This window comes from Arthrobacter sp. Soil736, from assembly GCF_001428005.1.
Taxonomy (GTDB): Bacteria; Actinomycetota; Actinomycetes; order Actinomycetales; family Micrococcaceae; genus Arthrobacter.
In genome coordinates this window covers 36,931-55,651 of the sequence record NZ_LMSB01000056.1, presented here as the reverse complement: position 1 = coordinate 55,651, position 18,721 = coordinate 36,931, and the positions used below count along the sequence as shown (strand labels likewise).

Sequence of the window (18,721 nt, the reverse complement as noted above, 5' to 3'; positions counted from 1 at the left end):
TCGAACTACTTGCTGCCGGCCCTACTTGATGCCGGCCGCCGTGCACGCGTCCTTCAGCTGCGAAATGCACAGAGCGGGGACCGTTACAGCGCCGTCCTTGACGACAGTCTCGGCCATGTTTTTCGTGGTCACCCACAACGGGGTAAGCAGGACCGATGCGACGTCGGTTTTCGCGGTGTCGTCCGTCGTCTTGCCGTTAACCAAGGTAGAGGGAACGCTCATGCCCGCCCGCAGGTAGAGCGCCACCGCTGCAGCGGCCTGGGCTTCAAAGTAGATCGGCTTGTACACCGTTCCGCACTGGTAGCCCTTCAGGATGTTCTGCAGGCCGGACAGAGAGGCGTCCTGGCCCGTGGTCGGGAAGGTCTTGGCGGGGATCTCCTTGCTCTGTAGGTACGCGATCACCGCGTTGGCGTTGTCGTCGTTTGGCGTAACGACCGCATTGATGTTCGGGTGGGCGGTGTACTGCTGGGCGAAGGTTGTCTGTGCTACTGACGGTGTCCAGGTGCCCGCGGGCTCGCCTACATTCACGTACTCGCCACTGTCGAAGTGCGGCTTGAGCACGCCCTTATAGCCTTCGGCGAACAGCTTCGCGTTGTTGTCGGTCGGGTCGCCATCCATAATCAGGATGTTCGGCTTGGTGACCTTCCAATCGGCGATGCAACTGACCTCGCCCTCGCCGATCAGCTTACCGACCTTGACGTTGTCGAAGCTGACGTAGGTGCGATCCTTCGCGCCTCCCTTGACGAGCCGGTCATAGTCGATCACTTTCACGCCGCGCGCGGTAGCGGCGGCCTCGATGGCCGCGCCCGAACCCGAGTCGAGAGCGTCGACTAGCAGCACGGATGCCCCGGCCGTGATGTCAGCCTCGGCCTGCGTCTGCATCGTGCTCGCGCTGCCCTGCGCGTTGTCGATCTTGAACTGGGTGGAGTCGAGTCCCGCCGCCTCGAACGCCTTCTTTAGGTACGGGGCGTCGAATGTGACGTACCGCGCGGAGGTCGTGGTGTCGGGCAATAGGACGCCGATCATGCCCTTGCCCTGCGAGGCGAGAGACGTGAGTTGTTTCATCGCCGAGAAGTCGGCTGTGAACGCATCCGCTGAGATCTGCGGTACGGCTCCTCCGGAGCCCGTGGCGCTTGGCGTCGGCGATGTGCTCGGGCTTGTGCAGGCGGCGAGTGCAGTGATGGCGAGGGCTGCAATGAAGGTGGTTCCGACGCCTCGTGCCGGGACCTTCATGTGCTTCGACATTTCTTTCCTTCCATTGTTTGCGATTGCAGGCGACTTGGCGGGGCCGGGCCGGGATCGGGCATTGTCGCCGGGCACAGGTCGACGCTGGATCGCGGCGATTTTCACTAACCGACGCCGATATGTCAGCACCGAGCTGACTGGAAACTCAAGGTCCAGCGACTCGAAATCACGGGTCCTTTCCGGGCGAATATGCCGGTCATTTCCTGCATGTTCGTCAACGTTGTTCTATGACTACGTTCTAGACCCGAAGCCTGCTATTCGCAAGGCGTCGGCAAGTGCGAGTTTCCGGGGTAATTCGTTTGTGGCTTGATTTGCGGTTTCAGTCCCCAGGGCCATAAGCGCCACCGTCCGTCGCAGGAACACGACGTGCAGAATAGCCACCGCCGCACAAGGATAGCCACAAGGTTTCCGCAGGATCCGCGGGAGTCGGGCGGTTCCCCGAATTCCGAAAGTAGCCTTAACAGATGGCCATTTCAGACCCCAGCCCTCGCGAAGGATCCGCTGGCTGCGTCCCGTCGCAGACGCTCTCCAGAGCAGACCCGGCGACGGTCCTCCGAAACGACGGCGACCGGCAGGCCCTCATCGATCCGGCAGTCCTTGAGGAACTGGCGGAGCAACTGCAAAGCCCGGACGTCGCACACCGGTTTGCCCGTGACTACGCCGCCCTGTGGGAACAGCGGCAACATCGTCTGACCACTGCACTAGAGGGCCAGGACCGCGCGGCGGCGCTGGATGCTGTCATCAGCCTGAAGATCTCTTCCGCCATGGTCGGAGGGAAGCGCCTGGCGGGCATCGCCGGGAAGCTGCAGAGCCTCATCCAGGCAGGCGACCTACACAGCGGACAGGCGCTCCTGCCCGTGGTGGCAGACTCCGGAAGGGCGACGGTGAACGAACTGAATCTCCGCTACATCCTCAAGAACCGCCAGTAGCCACCGCATGACCGCAGTCCGCCGTTACGCTGGCCCTTCAGGGGTGCCCTGCCCGAGCCGGTAACCTACTCCGCGAATCGTCTGCAAATAGCGGGGGCGGTCCGGATCATCCCCGAGCTTCCGGCAGAGATTGCCGATGTGCACCTCCACGGCGCGCTCATCGGCTTCACTGACATAGGCGTCGTCACGGTAGAAATCCCCGCGCTCCCGTGGCCTCTTGCCTGGGCCGGCGCATCATCGTGGCTATTCGGGCCCGCAACTCCCGGGGGCGGAACGGTTTGGTGATGTAATCGTCGACCTCGGAGTTGAAAGCAGTCACCTCGTCCAGCTCCTCCGTCCTGCCGGTGAGCATCACGACGTACGCGTTGCTGAAGGCGTTCCGCCGTTACGGCGGACATTAGCTGTACAGACCCGGTTGGTTGGTGACGCGGCTGATGCTTCTGCGGGTTCTGATGCGGGGACAGCCGCCGCGGCGCGCTCTGCCCGTTCTTCCATGGCCTCGGCAATTGCGACGGCGAGGGCTGTTGTGAGCCGTGCGGCCGATCCGGCGCCTTCCTTGGACAGTATGTAGAACGTCTCCCGGGATTGTGCGAAGTCTTTGGGGTTGGACTGGCGGCGGGGGTCCGTGGCCACGGTTGCCCCGGCAACGGGTGCCCAGCGCAGTATGTCGAAACCGTCGACACCGCCCGCTGATCATGCTTGTCGAAGCCCTCGAGACCCACCGCTGGTTGAGCTTGACGAAACGGCGGATCGAAATCAGCCTGTCGGCCCCCGCTGATTGAGCCTGTCGAAATCAGCCCGTCTCAGCCAGTCCTCCACAACACCCAAAACCCAAATCCCCAGCATCGCGCCGCTTGTATTCGCCACAATATCCATCGCGCTGGGGACCCTGTCATGCAGAAACAGCATCTGTCCCAGTTCCATCCCACAGGACATCAAGAACGCGCTGAGGACAATCCTTCCGCGGTGGGAGGCCGGGAATGCCAACGTCGCCAGGGCCCCGATGGGCGCGAACATGAGGATGTTGGACGCGAATTCCACGAAGCTGTAATTGATCAGAATCGGCAGCCCGACCTTGTGCAGTGCGAAGAGTACGGTCTGGAGCCGGCCCGCGACTGGCCGGTCTACCGGCGATGGCCAGAATGCTACTCCCGCGAGCCCCACGAGGTAGATAGCCAACAGAACGCGTGCCACGCGTTCTGTGTTTGACTGACCCCACTTACCCATATGTACGAAGCTACGCGAGCCACGGGATACCCCGAAATCTTGAGCGTGAAATTTCGCATTCTGCGAGTCAATTTATAGAGTTCGTCCATGACTACATTGGGGAAATCAGTTCGTAAAGCAGTTATTCCGGCCGCCGGTTTGGGCACGCGTTTCTTGCCAGCCACCAAGGCCATGCCGAAGGAAATGCTGCCGGTCGTGGATGCACCGGCCATTCAGTACGTGGTCGAGGAAGCCGTCAATGCCGGCCTGACCGACGTGCTGATGATCACCGGCCGCAATAAACGGGCTCTGGAGGATCACTTCGACCGTGCGCCTGCCCTCGAGCGCACCTTGGAACTCAAGGGCGACCAGGCCCGCCTGGACGCCGTCCAGCACGCCGCAGGCCTTGGACCTATCCACTACGTCCGCCAGGGCGAGCCCAAGGGCCTGGGACATGCCGTCCTGTGCGGCCGTCAGCATGTCGGGGACGAGCCCTTTGCTGTCCTGCTGGGTGATGACCTCATCGACGAGCGGGACGAGCTCCTGACGACCATGATGGACGTCCAGGCCAAGACCGGCGGTTCGGTGATCGCACTTATCGAGGTGGAGCCGTCCCAGATCAGTGCCTACGGCTGCGCTGACATCTCGGCGATCGCTGGCGAGGAATATGTCCGAGTCAATAGCCTCGTTGAGAAGCCGTCCGTCGACGAGGCGCCGTCGAACCTGGCCGTTATCGGCCGCTACGTCCTGCATCCTGCGGTGTTCGACGTCCTTGAGGAGACCGAACCTGGCCGCGGCGGCGAGATCCAGCTGACAGACGCGCTGCAGACGCTAGCCGCTGGCGAAGGTGAGGGAACCGGTGTGTACGGTGTCGTGTTCCGCGGCCGGCGCTATGACACCGGTGACAAGCTCAGCTACCTGAAGGCCGTGATTACGTTGGCGACAGAACGCGCTGAGTTCGGCGAGGACTTGAAGTCTTGGATGAAGGAATTCAACGGCTAACGCCAAACAATTGGGACGAATAATGCCCGGCGCGAATCTCGCGGCGGGCATTTTTTGGATGGTGGTTCGGATGGGGATGGAAGGAAAAACAAGAAGCGGTTGATTCTCCGTAATCCGGAAAATCAACCGCCTCTTTAGGAGCTTTTGGTACCTGGTGCTTAGGCAGAGGCCTCAGCGTTGGCACGGCGGCGAACTACTACCACCGAGGCAGCGCCGGCTACCAGTGCGCCGCCACCGACCAGTGACCACAGGATGAGGCTGGAGTCAGCACCGGTGTTTGCGAGCCCTGCTCCGGTGTTGGCCAGGCCAGCGCCAGTGTTGCCACCGGTGTTAGACAGGTCAGTGCCAGCAGCACCTGCGACGGTGACGGTCACCGGGTCGCTGGTGAACCCGGAGTTAACGCCGGTTGCAGTGATCGTGTAGGTGCCAGGTTCGCTGATGGTCAGCGGCAGTGCAACTGCACCTGCAGCGTCAGCAGTTGCATTGAGCTCCTGTGCTGCAAGGAGAACGCTGATCTTGCTGGGTACGGAGCGGCTGGCACCGCCGGCGATGCTTGCGCCAGTGGCCGCAGGAGCGGCGCCCGGCGTGACACGGATGATAAGCGGTTCGCCAGCGAAGAAGCCCCTGGCGGAGAAGGTGAAGTCTTCGCCAGGGCCAACGACGCCATCTGAAACGGCGGAGTTGGCGGGCGGAGCCGGGTAGTTGGCGGCAACAGCCGGCGCGGTGCCGGTCAGTGCGATGGTTCCTGCAAGCGCGAGCGCAGCAATAGACTTTTTCATTTGTCCCCCCTGAGACCTTTTAACACGGATGTCACATTATTGTGGAGATTCCCCATCCCCATGTGACCGTGGGGTGAATCTCGATGTCTTGCCCAAAAAGAGGCTATCACCCCTGCAAGGGTGACTCCAAAGTGAATCCAGACACTTTACATATTGTTAATGAGCTGGCTACGGAGCCGGAACGCATTTCGGCGGAATCGTGTCCAAAACCATGTCTTTCAGCGCCTGAACCGTTGGCGTTACCGCTAGTTGAGGCTCGGTGTGCTGCACTATCTTGCCGAACGTGAATTCGACCACAGTGCTTTGGCCAGGGGCAAGACGGATGGTGGCTGACCCTACTGGACGGCCGCCGTGCCTATGCGAGGCGAAGCCAGTTTTCTTTCCTGCCACGAACGCTGTTTCCACGTTCGACTGGACAGGGCCGTAGGCAATGACGTTCGTCTGAACGCTACCTGCCGGGACTCCGAAAGCGCCGCCGCCAGTCACGTATTCGGGCAGGGACGTTGCCGCGTCCTTGGGTGCCGTGTTGGTGCTAACGATGCGCACCTTGACCTCGGCGTAACCATTTGCCGGACACTCCTCGACCAATTGCACTGTTCGCTTCACGTGGTAGTCCATTTTTGCACCGGTGCCGTCGTTGAAGTAGACACCGAACTGTGCGGGGGAGATGCTGGCACCCGTAATGGCGCCACCAAGCGGGTACTGAGAAATAACAGCTTCCTCGTCGGCTTTGGCGGACCACATGAGGATTCTGCGTTCGGATGCTCCGCGAGTGAGTCCGTCGATGAGTTTCTTGGTATCGCCACTCCCTGCGGAAATCTTGGAAAACACTTCTTGGGCGACACCGGCGAAATACTCATCTTGCATGTCGGGATCGGCGATTGTCGAGTAGACATCTGAAAGCAGTGTCGGAACCACGTTCTTGGCCGTGAGTTCCAATGGCAGATCTCCGGCAATGCCTTGGAGCAGCGGCTCGCTGATGGTAACCGGACCCGTGGCACCGAGTATGTAGCTTAGTGCCACCGGGTCTATCGAAATCACGCCGTCCAGTTGCTCACCGGTCTTCCGTTCCCACATTGCCTGGGCGGTCTTGGCTGCAGTCGGGAAGTCAGGTGTGAGATTGACGTCCTGCATGAACTTGCCGAGGCGTGTGGAGTAAATCAGACTCTGATCCGCATCAACGCTCATGACCGGGCTAAAGGCGCCCATCGCAGTCGCGCTCGTCTGGGATCCTAGTGACAATTTCCCTTTGTCTACGGTCAGGACAGCAAGCGCGCCTGGGATGCCGCCAGTCGCGCGCAATTCGGCATTGTTCTGGATGAGCAGGAGGTAGCGGTGTGGAGCCTTCTCGCCCATCATTCGCGGCAAAATACTCGCCGCCCCCGCTGCAGCGTCGAGCCCATCACGGAGCAAACCGAGTTGCTCTCGGGCACGGACAAGTGGAGTTGCGATTTGAGGCATTAGGGCGTCTGCGTTGACGGCATTCAGGCGATCCGAGGACTGCCGCACAGCGTGAGCCGCAGAAGTGAGCTTTGGTTCGGCGGCAGCCAACGGTGCCAAATCCATGCCCTTGCCGTGCGGCAGTAACGACTTCCATTCGAGAGTCTTGAAGACGCTAATTAGGGGGGCGGCCCCCAACTGGACCACGTCATCTGCAGAGGTTGCGACCTCGCGGGTGGCTTGGAAGTTGGCTCCTAGCCAAGGCAGCGCCTCGGCCATTGTCCACAAGGGATCGGCGGCTGCCTCGCGTGCCGTTGCCGTATGTGCTTGTAGATCCCTAACCGTGTTTGTCGCCGCAGTTGCATTGTCCTGAAGTACGTTGTCCCGGAGTTGCGGCACCAGTTGGTTGACGGCATTCAACTCAGTGCTGATAGTTGAGGCTTTGAATCCAAGCCAGGCAGCACTGGCTATTGCCAGGCCAACTAAAGCGGCCAACGGGACGATCGCGAACAAGAACCGACGGCGGCGCCTTGCAGGTGGGCTTGTGTTCTTATCTGCGCCGGCGGAGAAATCGGACTCTACGTGCGGCCGCGGGGTCGACACCTTACGCCCGTCCGAGTCCACGATAAGTCCAACCGGCTGCACGCCACTTTCCTGGATCGAGAACGTTGCGTCCGTCGAGAATACGCGGAGAATTGACTCGGCTGACGAGTGCGTAGGGATCTAGGCTCCGGTATTGCTGCCATTCAGTCAGAACAAGCAACGCATCAGCTCGGGATATGGCGTCGTGCAACTCCGGTTCGAAATGCAGTTCCGGAAACCGCTTCGCTGCATTTGGGAGCGCTTTCGGGTCGGTCACCGTAACCACGGCACCCTGTAATTGGAGCTGGGCAGCAATGCTGAGCGCCGGGGAATCCCTAACATCGTCGCTTTCCGGCTTGAAAGCGGCACCGAGCACGGTGATTCGCTTGCCCAGGAGCGTGCCTTCGCACAGCTCACGTGTGAGTTCTACAACTCTCGTTCTGCGTCGCATGTTTATGGCGTCGACTTCACGAAGGAATGTCAGTGCTTGATCGGCACCCAACTCACCTGCCCTGGCCATGAATGCGCGTATGTCTTTCGGGAGACAGCCACCACCAAATCCGATTCCGGCGTTGAGGAACTTTCTGCCGATGCGGTCGTCCATGCCGATAGCGTCCGCAAGTCTAGTTACGTCCGCACCCGCGGCCTCGCAAACTTCTGCCATGGCGTTGATGAATGAGATCTTTGTTGCGAGAAATGAGTTGGCGGCGGCCTTGACCAGTTCGGCTGTCGGATGGTCAGTTATGAGCCGTGGAGTGCCGGAGGCTAGCGGCGTTGCATACACGTCATCGAGCACGGTTATGGCGGGATGGTCCTCCGAGCCATCCTCGACCCCATAGACGAATCGGTCGGGCTGAAGAGTGTCTGACACGGCGTGACCTTCACGCAGGAATTCCGGATTCCATACTAAGTGAGCCGTCGGTTCCTGGTCTTGCACTAGCTTTGCCAGACGTGCGGCAGTCCCCACGGGAACCGTGGATTTACCTACCACCACATCGCCAGCGGCCAGGTACGGCAACAGCCCCATGGTAGCGGCGTCAACATAAGTCATGTCGGCGCCGTTTTCCCCCTTCTTCTGTGGCGTACCCACACAAATGAAGTGGACATCGCTGCCAGCCGCAGCAGACATGTCGGTTGTAAATGATAGACGGCCTGTTTCCTGTACGTCGCGAAGAAGTTCCTCCAGTCCCGGTTCATAGAACGGCGCCCTGGCTGACGAGAGCTCGAAGATCTTTCGCTCGTCCACGTCGATGCCGACAACTTCATGTCCTAGTTTTGCCATGCAGGCGGCGTGCACAGCACCTAGGTACCCACAACCAATGACCGAAATGCGCATATTGATGTTTCCTTCCCCGAGAGGGCCGTCGTCCGCGTACGAACGTGTTCTAGTAGGCGCCAGTGCTGTGAAAGACAGCGCGGACGGTCCGGAGGATAATGACGACGTCGCCAGCGAGCGACCAGTTTTCGACATAGTACAAATCGAGACGTACGGAATCTTGCCACGATAAATTGGATCGACCGCTAACTTGCCAAAGACCGGTGAGACCTGGCTTGACCAGCAATCGTCGCCGAACATCGTGCTCATAAGCCTCCACCTCTCTTGGCAAAGGCGGTCGTGGTCCGACCAGACTCATGGATCCGGCGAAGATATTGAAGAGTTGAGGCAGTTCATCAAGACTGTATTTCCGAAGGACCCCGCCCACACGTGTGACTCTGGGGTCGTTCCTAATCTTGAATAGCACGCCATTGCCTTCATTGCGGTGCTCAAGATCCGCGAGCCGCGCTTCAGCGTCGACCACCATTGACCGGAATTTGAGCATGTTAAAGGGGGCGCCCTCAATGCCCACTCTCTCCTGCTTGAAAAGCACCGGACCGCGGCTGTCTATTTTTATTAGGATGGTCAAGAGGACCATAATGGGTGCCGCGATCAGGATGAGTGCGCCGGAAACAACGACGTCGAACAACCGCTTGGCAACTCGCTGGCCGCCTTCGAGAGAGGGCGTCGTTACATGGATAAGGGGTAGCCCAGCCACCTGTTGGGTGTGGATACGTGGACCGGCAATGTCGGTGAGTGCGGGGGCCATGATGAGCCCCACATTGCGAGACGCTAGCTCCCACCCAAGATGCCTAAGGGTCTGGGGATGCAGCTGCACACCAGCCGAGACAGCAACAGCGTCGGCTCTGCACGCATCAATGGCGTAGAGGATCGAGTTTATATCGGCATCGTGGCCGAGGATCGGAAGACCAGAAATCGGCTCGAATGAATGCTTCTCGGACGAACCGGGCGTATAGGCAGCTATGGGAAGGTAGCCCGCGTGTTTGGCGCCGACGAGTGTACTCGCGAGATGCGCCACGGCACTGGGTCCACCCAAAACGAGAAGACGGGACATGCTGTTGCCACCCTGACGGCGGACGTTCAAGTGCTGACGAAGCAGCCAACGGGCAAGGATCAGTCCAACTACCCCGACCGGTAGGGCAATTCCGACATAGCCTCGGGCGGTGTCAATACGAAGAACGTAAGAAAATATAGCGACGAGGCCAAACAACCAAAGCGAAGCCGCGGCAACTCGTTTGTATTCGTCAGGTCCTGATCCCAGGACGCGACTTTGTCTGCTGTTCCATGCTCCCAGCATCAGCCACCAGGCCACGATCAGAGCTATGGAAAGCCACGCGTAAGTAATTTCCTGACCATGAACGACGAAGCTTGGCTCAAAACCAAACCTCACGATATATGCGCCAGCAATCGCCCAAGTAATCACAAATGCGTCAACGACACGCAACGTGCGGGACGTCCGCACGCGCCAATCTGGCATCGTCCCCAATTAGCATCCCCAAAATTAGTAAGTCAAAGTTCCGCGGGCGATTCACCCGTCAGACTATAGCGTGGTGCCGTTCCTCCTTAATGTTTCCCAGGCAGGGGCACAACCTCGGGTCTCTAGCGACGGTTGACGTAATCCTGTAGCCGGCTTTCGGCGAGCGGCACGATGAACCCCGTGCTCTTGATCTTCGAAAGATCCAGAACACTATTCAGCGGCCGCGGTGAGACGGCCTTGCCCTTGAAGTACTCCTCCGTGCTGACACCCGTGACGGCGTCGCGCGGCTTGCTGGAAAGCTCATAGACGTCCGCGGCGATGTCCGCCCACGACTGCTGGTCGCCGTCGTTGCTCAGGTTGTAGACGCCGTAGTCCGCGCCGCTCGCCAGCAGGTGCCGGATGCCGGCGGCGATGTCCTCCGTGAAGGTCAGCCGCCCGATCTGGTCATCGACGACGGACGGTTCGATGCCGCGCTCCGCGAGCGACGCCATGGTCCGGACGAAGTTGTTGCCCTCGCCGATAACCCAGCTCGTGCGCACGATGTAGTGCCGGGGAACAACGCTGACGACGGCGTCTCCCGCGGCCTTGGTCTGCCCGTATACGCCCAGCGGTGCCACAGGTTCGGCCTCGCCGTGCGTCGTGCGGGTCCCGTCGAAGACGTAGTCCGAGGAGACGTGGACGAGGGTCAGATCTTGCTCGACGGCAGTGCGGGCCAGCCGCGCCACGGCCGTGACGTTGACGGCCCAGGCAGCGGCCCGGCCCTCGGGCGTCTCCGCCGCGTCCACGGCAGTGTAGGCTGCCGCGTTGATGACCGTGGAGTAGTTCTTCCAGTTCCGGTCCGTGAAGGAATCTTCGCTGCCCAGGTCGAAGTCACTCCGGCCGGCAAATTCGACCGACGCGTCGCCGTCGTACAGTTTCCGCAGGGCCTTGCCGAGCTGGCCGTCCGCGCCGACCACGAGCATCTTCTTGGCCGGCATCGGCACCACGTCCGCGAGGCGGGGGTGTGCCTTGTCCTTGTCGGATAGTTCGGCCTTCTCCAAGGGGATGGGCCAAGTGATAGCGGCAGTCTCGTCGGCCAAGTTCAGGAAGGTGTACTGGCCCTGCGCATCCGCGGACCAGTGGTCGTTGACGAGGTAGGTGTAGGCGGTGTTGTCCTCCAGGGTCTGGAAGGCGTTGCCTACGCCCCGGGGGATGAAGATGGCCTGGCTGGGCTCCAGCTCCGCGGTGAAGACCGCGCCGAACGAGGGTCCCTCACGCAGGTCCACCCAGGCACCGAAAATCCGACCCGTGGCCACCGAAATGAACTTGTCCCACGGCTCTGCGTGGATCCCGCGGGTGGTCCCGGCCTTTTCGTTGAACGAGATATTGTTCTGCACCGGGCGGAAGTCCGGCAGGCCGAGGGCCACCATCTTTTCCCGCTGCCAGTTCTCCTTGAACCAGCCCCGGTTGTCTCCGTGGACCGGAAGGTCGTACAGGACGACGCCGGGAATCGGGGTTTCGTGTGCTGTGAGCTTTTTCGAGAACTCGGTCGCCATGGTCTACTGGCCCTGTTCCTTGTACTTGGCTTCCGTGGCCGCCTTTTGCGGGCGCCACCAGTCCTCGTTGTTCCGATACCAGGCGATGGTGTCCTCGATGCCGGCGTCGAAGTTGGAGAAGCGCGGCTCCCAGCCGAGTTCCTCGCGGAGCTTCGTAGAGTCGATCGCGTAGCGCAAGTCGTGGCCGGGCCGATCTACGACGTGGTCGTACGCATCGGGGGCCTGGCCCGTGTGCTTGAGGATCAGTTCGACGACGTCCTTATTGTTCTTCTCGCCGTCGGCCCCGATCAAGTATGTCTCGCCGATCCGGCCCTTTTCGATTATCGCCAGGACGGCGGAAGAGTGGTCGTTCGCGTGGATCCAGTCACGGACGTTCTCGCCCTTGCCATAAAGCTTGGGGCGGACACCGTCGATCACGTTGGTGATCTGGCGCGGGATGAACTTCTCCACGTGCTGGTAGGGACCGTAGTTGTTCGAGCAGTTGCTGATTGTCGCCTGCAGGCCGAAGGACCGCACCCAAGCGCGCACCAGCAGGTCCGAGCCGGCCTTGGTGGATGAATACGGGCTGGACGGGTTGTACGGGGTGTCCTCCGTGAAGCGCTCCGGATCGTCCAGTTCGAGATCGCCGTAAACCTCGTCGGTGGAGATGTGGTGGAACCGCTTGTTGTGCTTGCGGGCAGCCTCGACGAGCGTGTAGGTGCCGATGATGTTTGTGTCCAGGAACGGGCGGGGATCGTGCAGCGAGTTGTCGTTGTGCGATTCCGCTGCGTAGTGGACCACCACGTCCGCGTCGGCGACGAGTCCGTCGACGACGCCGGCATCGCAGATGTCGCCATGGACCAGCCGGAAACGGTCCTCGGGAAGGCCGGCCAAAGACTCGATATTGCCGGCGTAAGTGAGCTTGTCTATGACCGTGATCTGGTCGCTTGTGTTTTCCAGCACGTAGCGGACGAAATTTGAACCTATGAAACCGGCGCCACCGGTTACGAGAAGATGCCCCATGAAGTATGACCTTACCGGTTTGCGGAAGTGTTACGAACACGAAATGATTTGGCCCATGCGAGGAATAATCTTAGCTGGGGGAACTGGATCGCGACTGCACCCGATTACCCTCGGCATCAGCAAGCAACTTGTACCGGTCTACGACAAGCCCATGATCTATTACCCTCTATCCACCCTAATATTGGCTGGAATCCAGGACATCCTGATCATCACTACACCGCACGATGCTGAGCAGTTTCAGCGACTACTTGGGGACGGCTCGCAGTTCGGCGTAAACCTCACGTACGTTCAGCAGCCCTCGCCCGACGGGCTAGCCCAGGCATTCACCCTCGGTGCAGACCACATTGGCGATGATTCCGTTGCCTTGGTGCTCGGTGACAACATCTTTTACGGACATGGCTTAGGAACGCAGCTGCGCCGCTACTCAGACATTGAGGGAGGCGCCGTATTCGGATATTGGGTGCAGGATCCGAAAGCCTATGGAGTAGTGGAGTTTGACGACCACGGACGCGCGATCTCCCTTGAGGAAAAACCGGAAAATCCCAAGAGTCACTATGCGGTCCCCGGCCTCTATTTCTACGATAACGACGTAGTGGACATAGCAAAGAATCTCCGTCCGTCGGCGCGCGGCGAACTCGAGATTACGGACGTCAATCAGACTTACTTGGACCGCGGAAAACTTCAGGTCGAAGTGCTCCAGCGGGGTACGGCATGGCTAGACACAGGGACGTTCAACGACCTGAATGACGCGTCCAACTTCATTAAAACCTTGGAGAACCGGCAGGGTCTCAAAGTCGGCGCACCTGAAGAAACTGCCTGGCGTCAGGGTTTCCTTACCGACGACGAGTTACGCCAACGAGCCGAGCCGCTTGTAAAGAGCGGCTATGGTGCCTACCTCCTCAGCCTTCTTGTCTGAGCATTGAAGCGTTTACCCAACCAAGCGACCGTGCAGAATCAACCGGTTGAATCTGTGTCGAAACTGCGTGCAGGCTAGCACCATCAAATAGCGCTACTGACTTGCCAGTTGACACTGAGAGATCCTGGCCACCCAGCAAAATGTGGCTGAAGGTTAGCCAAACAACAAAGTGCGACGAAGGCCAATCACGCCAACGCTGAGAAGCTAGCAATATTGAGACAAGGAACCAAAAAATGTCGAAGTCTGTGTCAATCATAGGAACGCGGGGCTATCCAAGCTATTACGGAGGCTTTGAGACTGCCGTAAGAAAACTTGCTCCATTCTTCGTCGCCGGTGGTTGGACTGTGACGGTCTACGGCCGCAAAGGTGCTACGAAGATTGATGATTCGTCGAGAGATCAGCGAGTTCGTTCAGTCGAAACCTGGGGCCTCGAGAACAAGTCCTTGAGCACTTTGACTTTTGGACTCACTTCTGTACTGCACTCCTTGGTGGCGAAGCCGGACGTCGCCTTGGTCATGAACGTTGCAAATGGATTTTGGCTCCCTCTGCTCAAGCTGCGTGGCATTCCTACTGTTGTGAATGTTGACGGAATTGAATGGGAGCGAGCGAAATGGGGCAGGCTGGCAAAGTTTGTCTTCAAATTGGGCGCACGATTTACTGCACGATTCGGCTCCGTGCTGGTTAGCGACTCCGTAGAGATTCAGCGCCGATGGAAAGAAGAATTTGGCCGTGAGAGCGTTTTTATTCCCTATGGTGGCGACGTATTAGAGCCTCTGGGTGTCGTTCCCGGCTTGGAGCCCGGTAAGTATGTTTTGATGGTGGCGCGCTTTGTACCTGAAAATACTGTTGCCGAGTTTTTTAGTGCCGCGAGGCGCATCGCAGTCGATCATCCGGTTGTTATCGTCGGATCGGCGGGGTATGGCGGCGAACTTGACGATACTGCGAAGCGCCTTAGCGACGAATTTCCGAATGTAACTTGGTTGGGACACGTCAGCGACGATCAAAAACTCATGTCTCTCTGGCAGCATGCCGGCGCATACTTTCATGGGCACAGCGTCGGGGGGACCAACCCCGCCCTGGTACAGGCCATGGCCTGCGGCGCCCCCGTAGTAGCGCGCCGCACGGTTTACAACCTCGAGGTTTTGGGCCTCGAGGATCATCTTGTCGCTCCTGAGTCAGACGCAATAGAACGGGCTATCCGGGACATGCTGGGCAACCCGGACCTTCGCGGGGCCGCCAGTTCGTTCAACATGAATCGAGCCAAGGAAAAGTACAACTGGGCCGATGTCTGTGGCGCTTACGAGAGAACAATCCGTGAAGCCGCCGGTTCTGACGTGAAGAAAACCTCGGCATCCGTCGAATCTCGAATGACTTCCGGTCCCGATACACTGAATATGAATGTAGATCAGTAGCTGGCGACTAGGACTATGAAAAGTGAACGAGCCTCGGTTGATATGTCTTCTTCGTATTCAAGTATTCGGATCCGCCCTGAGCTGAGGGCAGCGCAGGTTGAGCGGGCTCGGCGGATGACTCCTGCTTTAACTTTGTATTTTGACGAGAAATATGATCTTGGAAAAACCGTGATCCCTTCGTCTTTCCGCAAGGTTAGTCTCTTTGAATGCATTCGGATTCTCGCCTCCACGGAGGCTGACGTGTTGGAAATCCCCGAACCGCTCTGGCTTCGCTTTGCCGCAAAGAATCTACTGTTGTCTGGGGCCTGGAAACTTTTTGGACTCATGGGGCGACGACGGCGAATTTCGGTAGCTTACGCCATAGAAAACAACGATTTGAGAAATCTCATATCACCCACCGGAGCCTGTCATCCTCTCGTGGAAAGAGCCGCACGTGCAGCTGCGGGCCTTTTCGTTCGGTTGACAGTTGATCGTTTTGTATTCGGTAGTGCGGCTTCTAAGGTTCTGTACCACTCGCTAGACGGCGTGAGCAAGATTCCACACAGGCTAATCGAGGAGTTACCGGCCAGGAGCACTCGTCCGGTTCCTTTGGACTCCACTGCTGAGAGTCGTCTTCGCGCAATATTTGTGGGTGAGCTAGACGATCGGAAGGGCATCCTCGATCTGACGGAGGCCTGGACATCCGTGGAACGGGCCGTTCCGCAAGCGTCGTTGACCGTCGTCGGCGGGGGAAAGTATGCCACCGCAGTCTCACAGTGGTGTGCGGAAATGCCCGACAGCCGCACCTACGCTGGTTTTGTTCAGCATGATGAAACTGCTCGCATCATTTCGGCCTCAGACGTACTGGTGGCGCCTTCTAGGCGCGCCGGCCGATGGAGGGAGCAGATTGGTTTACCGATCGTGGAAGGACTTTCCGCTGGAGTGACCATCGTTACTACTGACGAGACCGGACTCGCCACCTGGTTGCGCGATAACGGGCATGTCGTCATATCAGAGAAATCTGTCAGGCGAGACTTGCCGGCCGCGATAATTGGCGCCCTCAAAACACCGCTCGGGCGCGAGTCCGTGTTGGCAACCCTTCCGGAAACACCTGGCAGAGTTGCTTCTGATTCATGGCTGCATACGCTTGTCCTACCTACCTCCAGTGAGGATCGCAAAAGTTGAACGCTTCAAGAATTGCGGCTGTAGTTGTACACCACCGCAGCTACGACACACTGCCAGCAACGATTGCCAGCCTGCTCACAGAGGGGCTTTCCCCGTCAATGCTGCTCGTAGTGGACAACAGCGAGCAGCCCTCTCACGCCGAGCAGTTGAAGTCCTCCTTGCCGGAAGGTGTCGAGTTGCTGTTCTGCTCCAACGACGGATACGGGGCGGCAGTTAACCTGGGCGTGGCATGGCACGCCCAGAACTCGAAGGACGCCCAATATTTGTTGGTGTCTACGCACGAGGCTCTACCCGAACCGGGGGCGCTTCGAAAATTGGAGTCCACGCTGGCGAGCCGTGATAAGGCAGCCGTGGTTGGCCCGGCCCTGGTCACAGGAGTGGATTCCGAACTCGTGTGGTCCCTCGGAGGCTACTTTTCGCGGATTCTTGGGCTGCCGCGACATCATGGCCACAAGTCACCAAGGAGTATTCTCAACGGCGCTGAGTCTCATGCCGTGTCTTGGCTAGACGGTGCGTTCCTGCTGTTCCGCAAATCGGTTATCGAGTGGCACTCGATTGACGAAGCATTCTTCCTCTACATGGAAGAGACCGACCATCAGCAGTCGTTGCGAAGACTTGGATGGGAAGTGATCCTAGAGCCGCGAGCCGTGGTCTGGCAGAGCTCAGGAGGAACCCCCGCGTTCTATCAGACACGCAATATCCAACTGTTCCAAGCCAAAAATGGGACTGGACTGCAGAGAATCGCGTCAGCCCCCTACGTGGTAGCAACTTCAATTGCACGAGACATGATCAAGAGGCGGGGGACGTCGCAGTGGGCGCCACTTGTAGCCGGTTGGAGGGCGGGAATGTCACTCAGGCCGGCTCCCCAAGCTGATGGGCAGCCCAAGATTGTCCTCATAAATCCGTTAGGTGCGGCCCTTGCCCACTACACGGACGCTTTGGCAGAAATGCTCAGGGCCTCTGGTTCGGACGTGGAAGTTCAATCGATCAATGAACCGTCCGTCGCCGGATCCAGCCGTTGGCGATGGGTCTTTGATTACCTGAGACTGCTGAGTAACGCGTCGCAAAGTCGCCCGGGCTACAGAACTTCCCAAACCCTCGTGACATGGCCGGTGGCCGGCTTTCTAGACCTCGCTGTCGCCAAGCTGATTTGCGGTCGTTCGACGGCAATCGTCTATCACGACCCCAAGCCGTTAGTTCGTTCAATTGGCAGCGGGAGACTCATCGCGCGAATGGTTTCCGCGATTCCAAACCGGCCTCGCATAATCGTTCACAGTTTGGCCGCAGCAGAGGCCATGCGGGAATTTGGGCTTGGTCAGTCACTGGAAGTCTTGGCCCATCCAATGCTTCGACCTAATGGTCGCAACGGGACAGGCGGTCACCCTCAGAAGGAACGCCCTGTTGTACGTGTGCTGGGTCAGTTCAAACAAGACAGGGACTTTGATGCCCTGAAGGCCATCGCTACTGAACTCGATGACTGCGCGCTAGAAATAGTCGGTCGAGGGTGGCCAACCGTGGCGGGATGGAGCGTGGATGCACGCTTCGTATCCGAACAGGAAATGGACGACCTGGTTCGTTCCAGCGACGTGATCGTCATTCCCTACAAGCGCTTCTATCAAAGTGGCATCGCGATCCGGGCACTGGAGGCAGGCACGCCAATCGTGGGACGCGCGGCTTCGAGCTTGGCGGACATGTACGGCGCCGACTCAAGTCTATTGGTGCCGGAATCCAATAACGCCGAATCCGCTGAACCAAACCCTTGGACGAGCGCCGTCAGGCACGCGATACGAAATGGCGCTCCAGAAGCTCAAGCTGCCGCAAACAAGTTCTTTGATGCGGCGGTTTCAGACTGGCGGACTTGGATTTCCGAGACAGTTGCACATACAAAAAGGAGCCTGCGGTGAAACCCTATACGTTTCTGGCGATTGGCCCAGCGAACCCGGAGGCAGATCAAGCCTGGCTAGCGAGTCCCTATGTAGACCGAGTGTGTAGGCAGCAAATGGCCGCAACCAACGGAAAGCGTCTTGGATCCCGGATCTTTGGTATCGGCCTAGACTCATTCGCCCTCGCACTGCGGACACTGCTGCCCAGCGTCCCCGGTCCGTATTTGGCCAACAATCCATGGATTGGCGCTGCACTGCGCCTCACGGGGCGCAGGAATTTTGTCGTGACTGGTGTCTATGCTGAGCCGGCGAGCCGAAGTTGGAAGATCTTGCGACGCCTCATCGGTGAAGCCGCTGTGGTCACACTCTCTGAGTCCGAAGCGGGTCCTTGGAACGCTGCCGGTGGACGGGCGTCGGCGGTTCTGTACGGAAACACGTTCGATTATCCCGAGAGACAGCCATCCTCGGAATTGCACATATTTGTAGGCGGGACGTCTGACCGCGACCGACAGATGATTGAGGCCCTTGAGGCGGAAGTATTGGCAAGCGACGAGCCCGTCCGGCTCACCTTAGCCACGGGAGAGTCTGCCGGTGAGACCGTTTCAAACGGAAACGTTGTGAGCAGGCCAGGCCGGCTGAGTCCGTCCGAGTTCGGCGCTCTATTGAGTACTGCCACGGTGGCGTTTCTGCCTCTGCGCGATGGAACTCGGGCAGCTGGGCATATGGTTCTTGTCGGGGCGCTGGAAAGCGGCCTTCCGGTTGGAGTAACTCCCAGTAGGGGCATGACTGAGTACACCAAAGGACCGGCTATAA

The 18,721-nt window shown here is 59.1% G+C and carries 15 protein-coding genes and 1 pseudogene; 6 read left to right on the top strand and 10 right to left on the bottom strand.

The window, feature by feature from the left end; genetic code table 11:
* Positions 1–21 precede the first annotated feature (21 nt).
* Positions 22–1,245: a substrate-binding domain-containing protein gene (locus ASG92_RS23525; protein WP_056634239.1), complete on the bottom strand. Its 1,224-nt coding sequence runs from the start codon at positions 1,243–1,245 to the stop codon at positions 22–24.
* A gap of 464 nt (positions 1,246–1,709) precedes the next feature.
* Here ASG92_RS23525 and ASG92_RS23520 point away from each other — a divergent pair, with 464 nt between their 5' ends.
* Positions 1,710–2,174 (top strand): Hpt domain-containing protein, encoded by a 465-nt coding sequence (locus tag ASG92_RS23520; RefSeq protein WP_200952070.1) that lies wholly within the window; start codon positions 1,710–1,712, stop codon positions 2,172–2,174.
* Between the two features lie 24 nt (positions 2,175–2,198).
* On the opposite strand, the pseudogene ASG92_RS27815 reads toward ASG92_RS23520, so the two are convergent.
* From ASG92_RS27815 to ASG92_RS23515, 3 genes and pseudogenes are all read right to left on the bottom strand, one after another.
* A pseudogene (locus ASG92_RS27815) lies at positions 2,199–2,547 on the bottom strand (winged helix-turn-helix domain-containing protein); the annotation flags it as partial.
* Positions 2,526–2,807: a hypothetical protein gene (locus ASG92_RS27810; protein WP_240987273.1), complete on the bottom strand. Its 282-nt coding sequence runs from the start codon at positions 2,805–2,807 to the stop codon at positions 2,526–2,528. The pseudogene ASG92_RS27815 and the gene ASG92_RS27810, both read right to left, overlap by 22 nt.
* 123 nt (positions 2,808–2,930) lie before the next feature.
* A complete protein-coding gene (locus ASG92_RS23515) occupies positions 2,931–3,368 on the bottom strand; it encodes a VanZ family protein (RefSeq protein ID WP_056634238.1) in 438 nt (145 codons plus the stop codon).
* A gap of 120 nt (positions 3,369–3,488) precedes the next feature.
* Here ASG92_RS23515 and galU point away from each other — a divergent pair, with 120 nt between their 5' ends.
* Positions 3,489–4,382 (top strand): UTP--glucose-1-phosphate uridylyltransferase GalU, encoded by an 894-nt coding sequence (gene galU, locus ASG92_RS23510; RefSeq protein ID WP_056634237.1) that lies wholly within the window; start codon positions 3,489–3,491, stop codon positions 4,380–4,382.
* Positions 4,383–4,540: 158 nt separating this feature from the next.
* Here galU and ASG92_RS23505 read toward each other — a convergent pair whose 3' ends face one another.
* The 6 genes from ASG92_RS23505 to rfbB form a co-directional block, all read right to left on the bottom strand.
* Entirely contained in the window at positions 4,541–5,161 is a 621-nt protein-coding gene (locus ASG92_RS23505; RefSeq protein ID WP_056634235.1) for an LPXTG cell wall anchor domain-containing protein, read from the bottom strand.
* A gap of 168 nt (positions 5,162–5,329) precedes the next feature.
* Positions 5,330–7,114, bottom strand: coding sequence for a DUF4012 domain-containing protein (locus ASG92_RS23500; protein ID WP_056634758.1), 1,785 nt, complete (start codon positions 7,112–7,114; stop codon positions 5,330–5,332).
* Between the two features lie 91 nt (positions 7,115–7,205).
* The gene (locus ASG92_RS23495; RefSeq protein ID WP_056634232.1) at positions 7,206–8,519 is read right to left on the bottom strand and encodes a UDP-glucose/GDP-mannose dehydrogenase family protein; all 1,314 of its coding nucleotides are present in this window, start codon (positions 8,517–8,519) and stop codon (positions 7,206–7,208) included.
* 49 nt (positions 8,520–8,568) lie between these two features.
* Entirely contained in the window at positions 8,569–9,996 is a 1,428-nt protein-coding gene (locus ASG92_RS23490) for a sugar transferase (RefSeq protein ID WP_056634757.1), read from the bottom strand.
* A 122-nt stretch (positions 9,997–10,118) separates the two neighbouring features.
* Positions 10,119–11,531: a bifunctional dTDP-4-dehydrorhamnose 3,5-epimerase family protein/NAD(P)-dependent oxidoreductase gene (locus ASG92_RS23485; protein WP_056634229.1), complete on the bottom strand. Its 1,413-nt coding sequence runs from the start codon at positions 11,529–11,531 to the stop codon at positions 10,119–10,121.
* Positions 11,532–11,534: 3 nt separating this feature from the next.
* Positions 11,535–12,533 (bottom strand): dTDP-glucose 4,6-dehydratase, encoded by a 999-nt coding sequence (gene rfbB / locus ASG92_RS23480; RefSeq protein ID WP_056634226.1) that lies wholly within the window; start codon positions 12,531–12,533, stop codon positions 11,535–11,537.
* 55 nt (positions 12,534–12,588) lie between these two features.
* Between rfbB and rfbA the strand changes: the two genes are divergently transcribed.
* From rfbA to ASG92_RS23465, 4 genes are all read left to right on the top strand, one after another.
* Entirely contained in the window at positions 12,589–13,449 is an 861-nt protein-coding gene (gene rfbA / locus ASG92_RS23475) for a glucose-1-phosphate thymidylyltransferase RfbA (protein WP_056634754.1), read from the top strand.
* 233 nt (positions 13,450–13,682) lie between these two features.
* The gene (locus ASG92_RS27805) at positions 13,683–14,861 is read left to right on the top strand and encodes a glycosyltransferase (protein WP_082579694.1); all 1,179 of its coding nucleotides are present in this window, start codon (positions 13,683–13,685) and stop codon (positions 14,859–14,861) included.
* A 15-nt stretch (positions 14,862–14,876) separates the two neighbouring features.
* Positions 14,877–16,025, top strand: coding sequence for a glycosyltransferase family 4 protein (locus tag ASG92_RS27800; protein WP_082579693.1), 1,149 nt, complete (start codon positions 14,877–14,879; stop codon positions 16,023–16,025).
* On the top strand, positions 16,022–17,929 hold the full coding sequence (locus ASG92_RS23465; RefSeq protein ID WP_082579692.1) for a glycosyltransferase: 1,908 nt from the start codon (positions 16,022–16,024) through the stop codon (positions 17,927–17,929). The genes ASG92_RS27800 and ASG92_RS23465 overlap by 4 nt, the downstream gene beginning before the upstream one ends.
* Positions 17,930–18,721 lie beyond the last annotated feature (792 nt).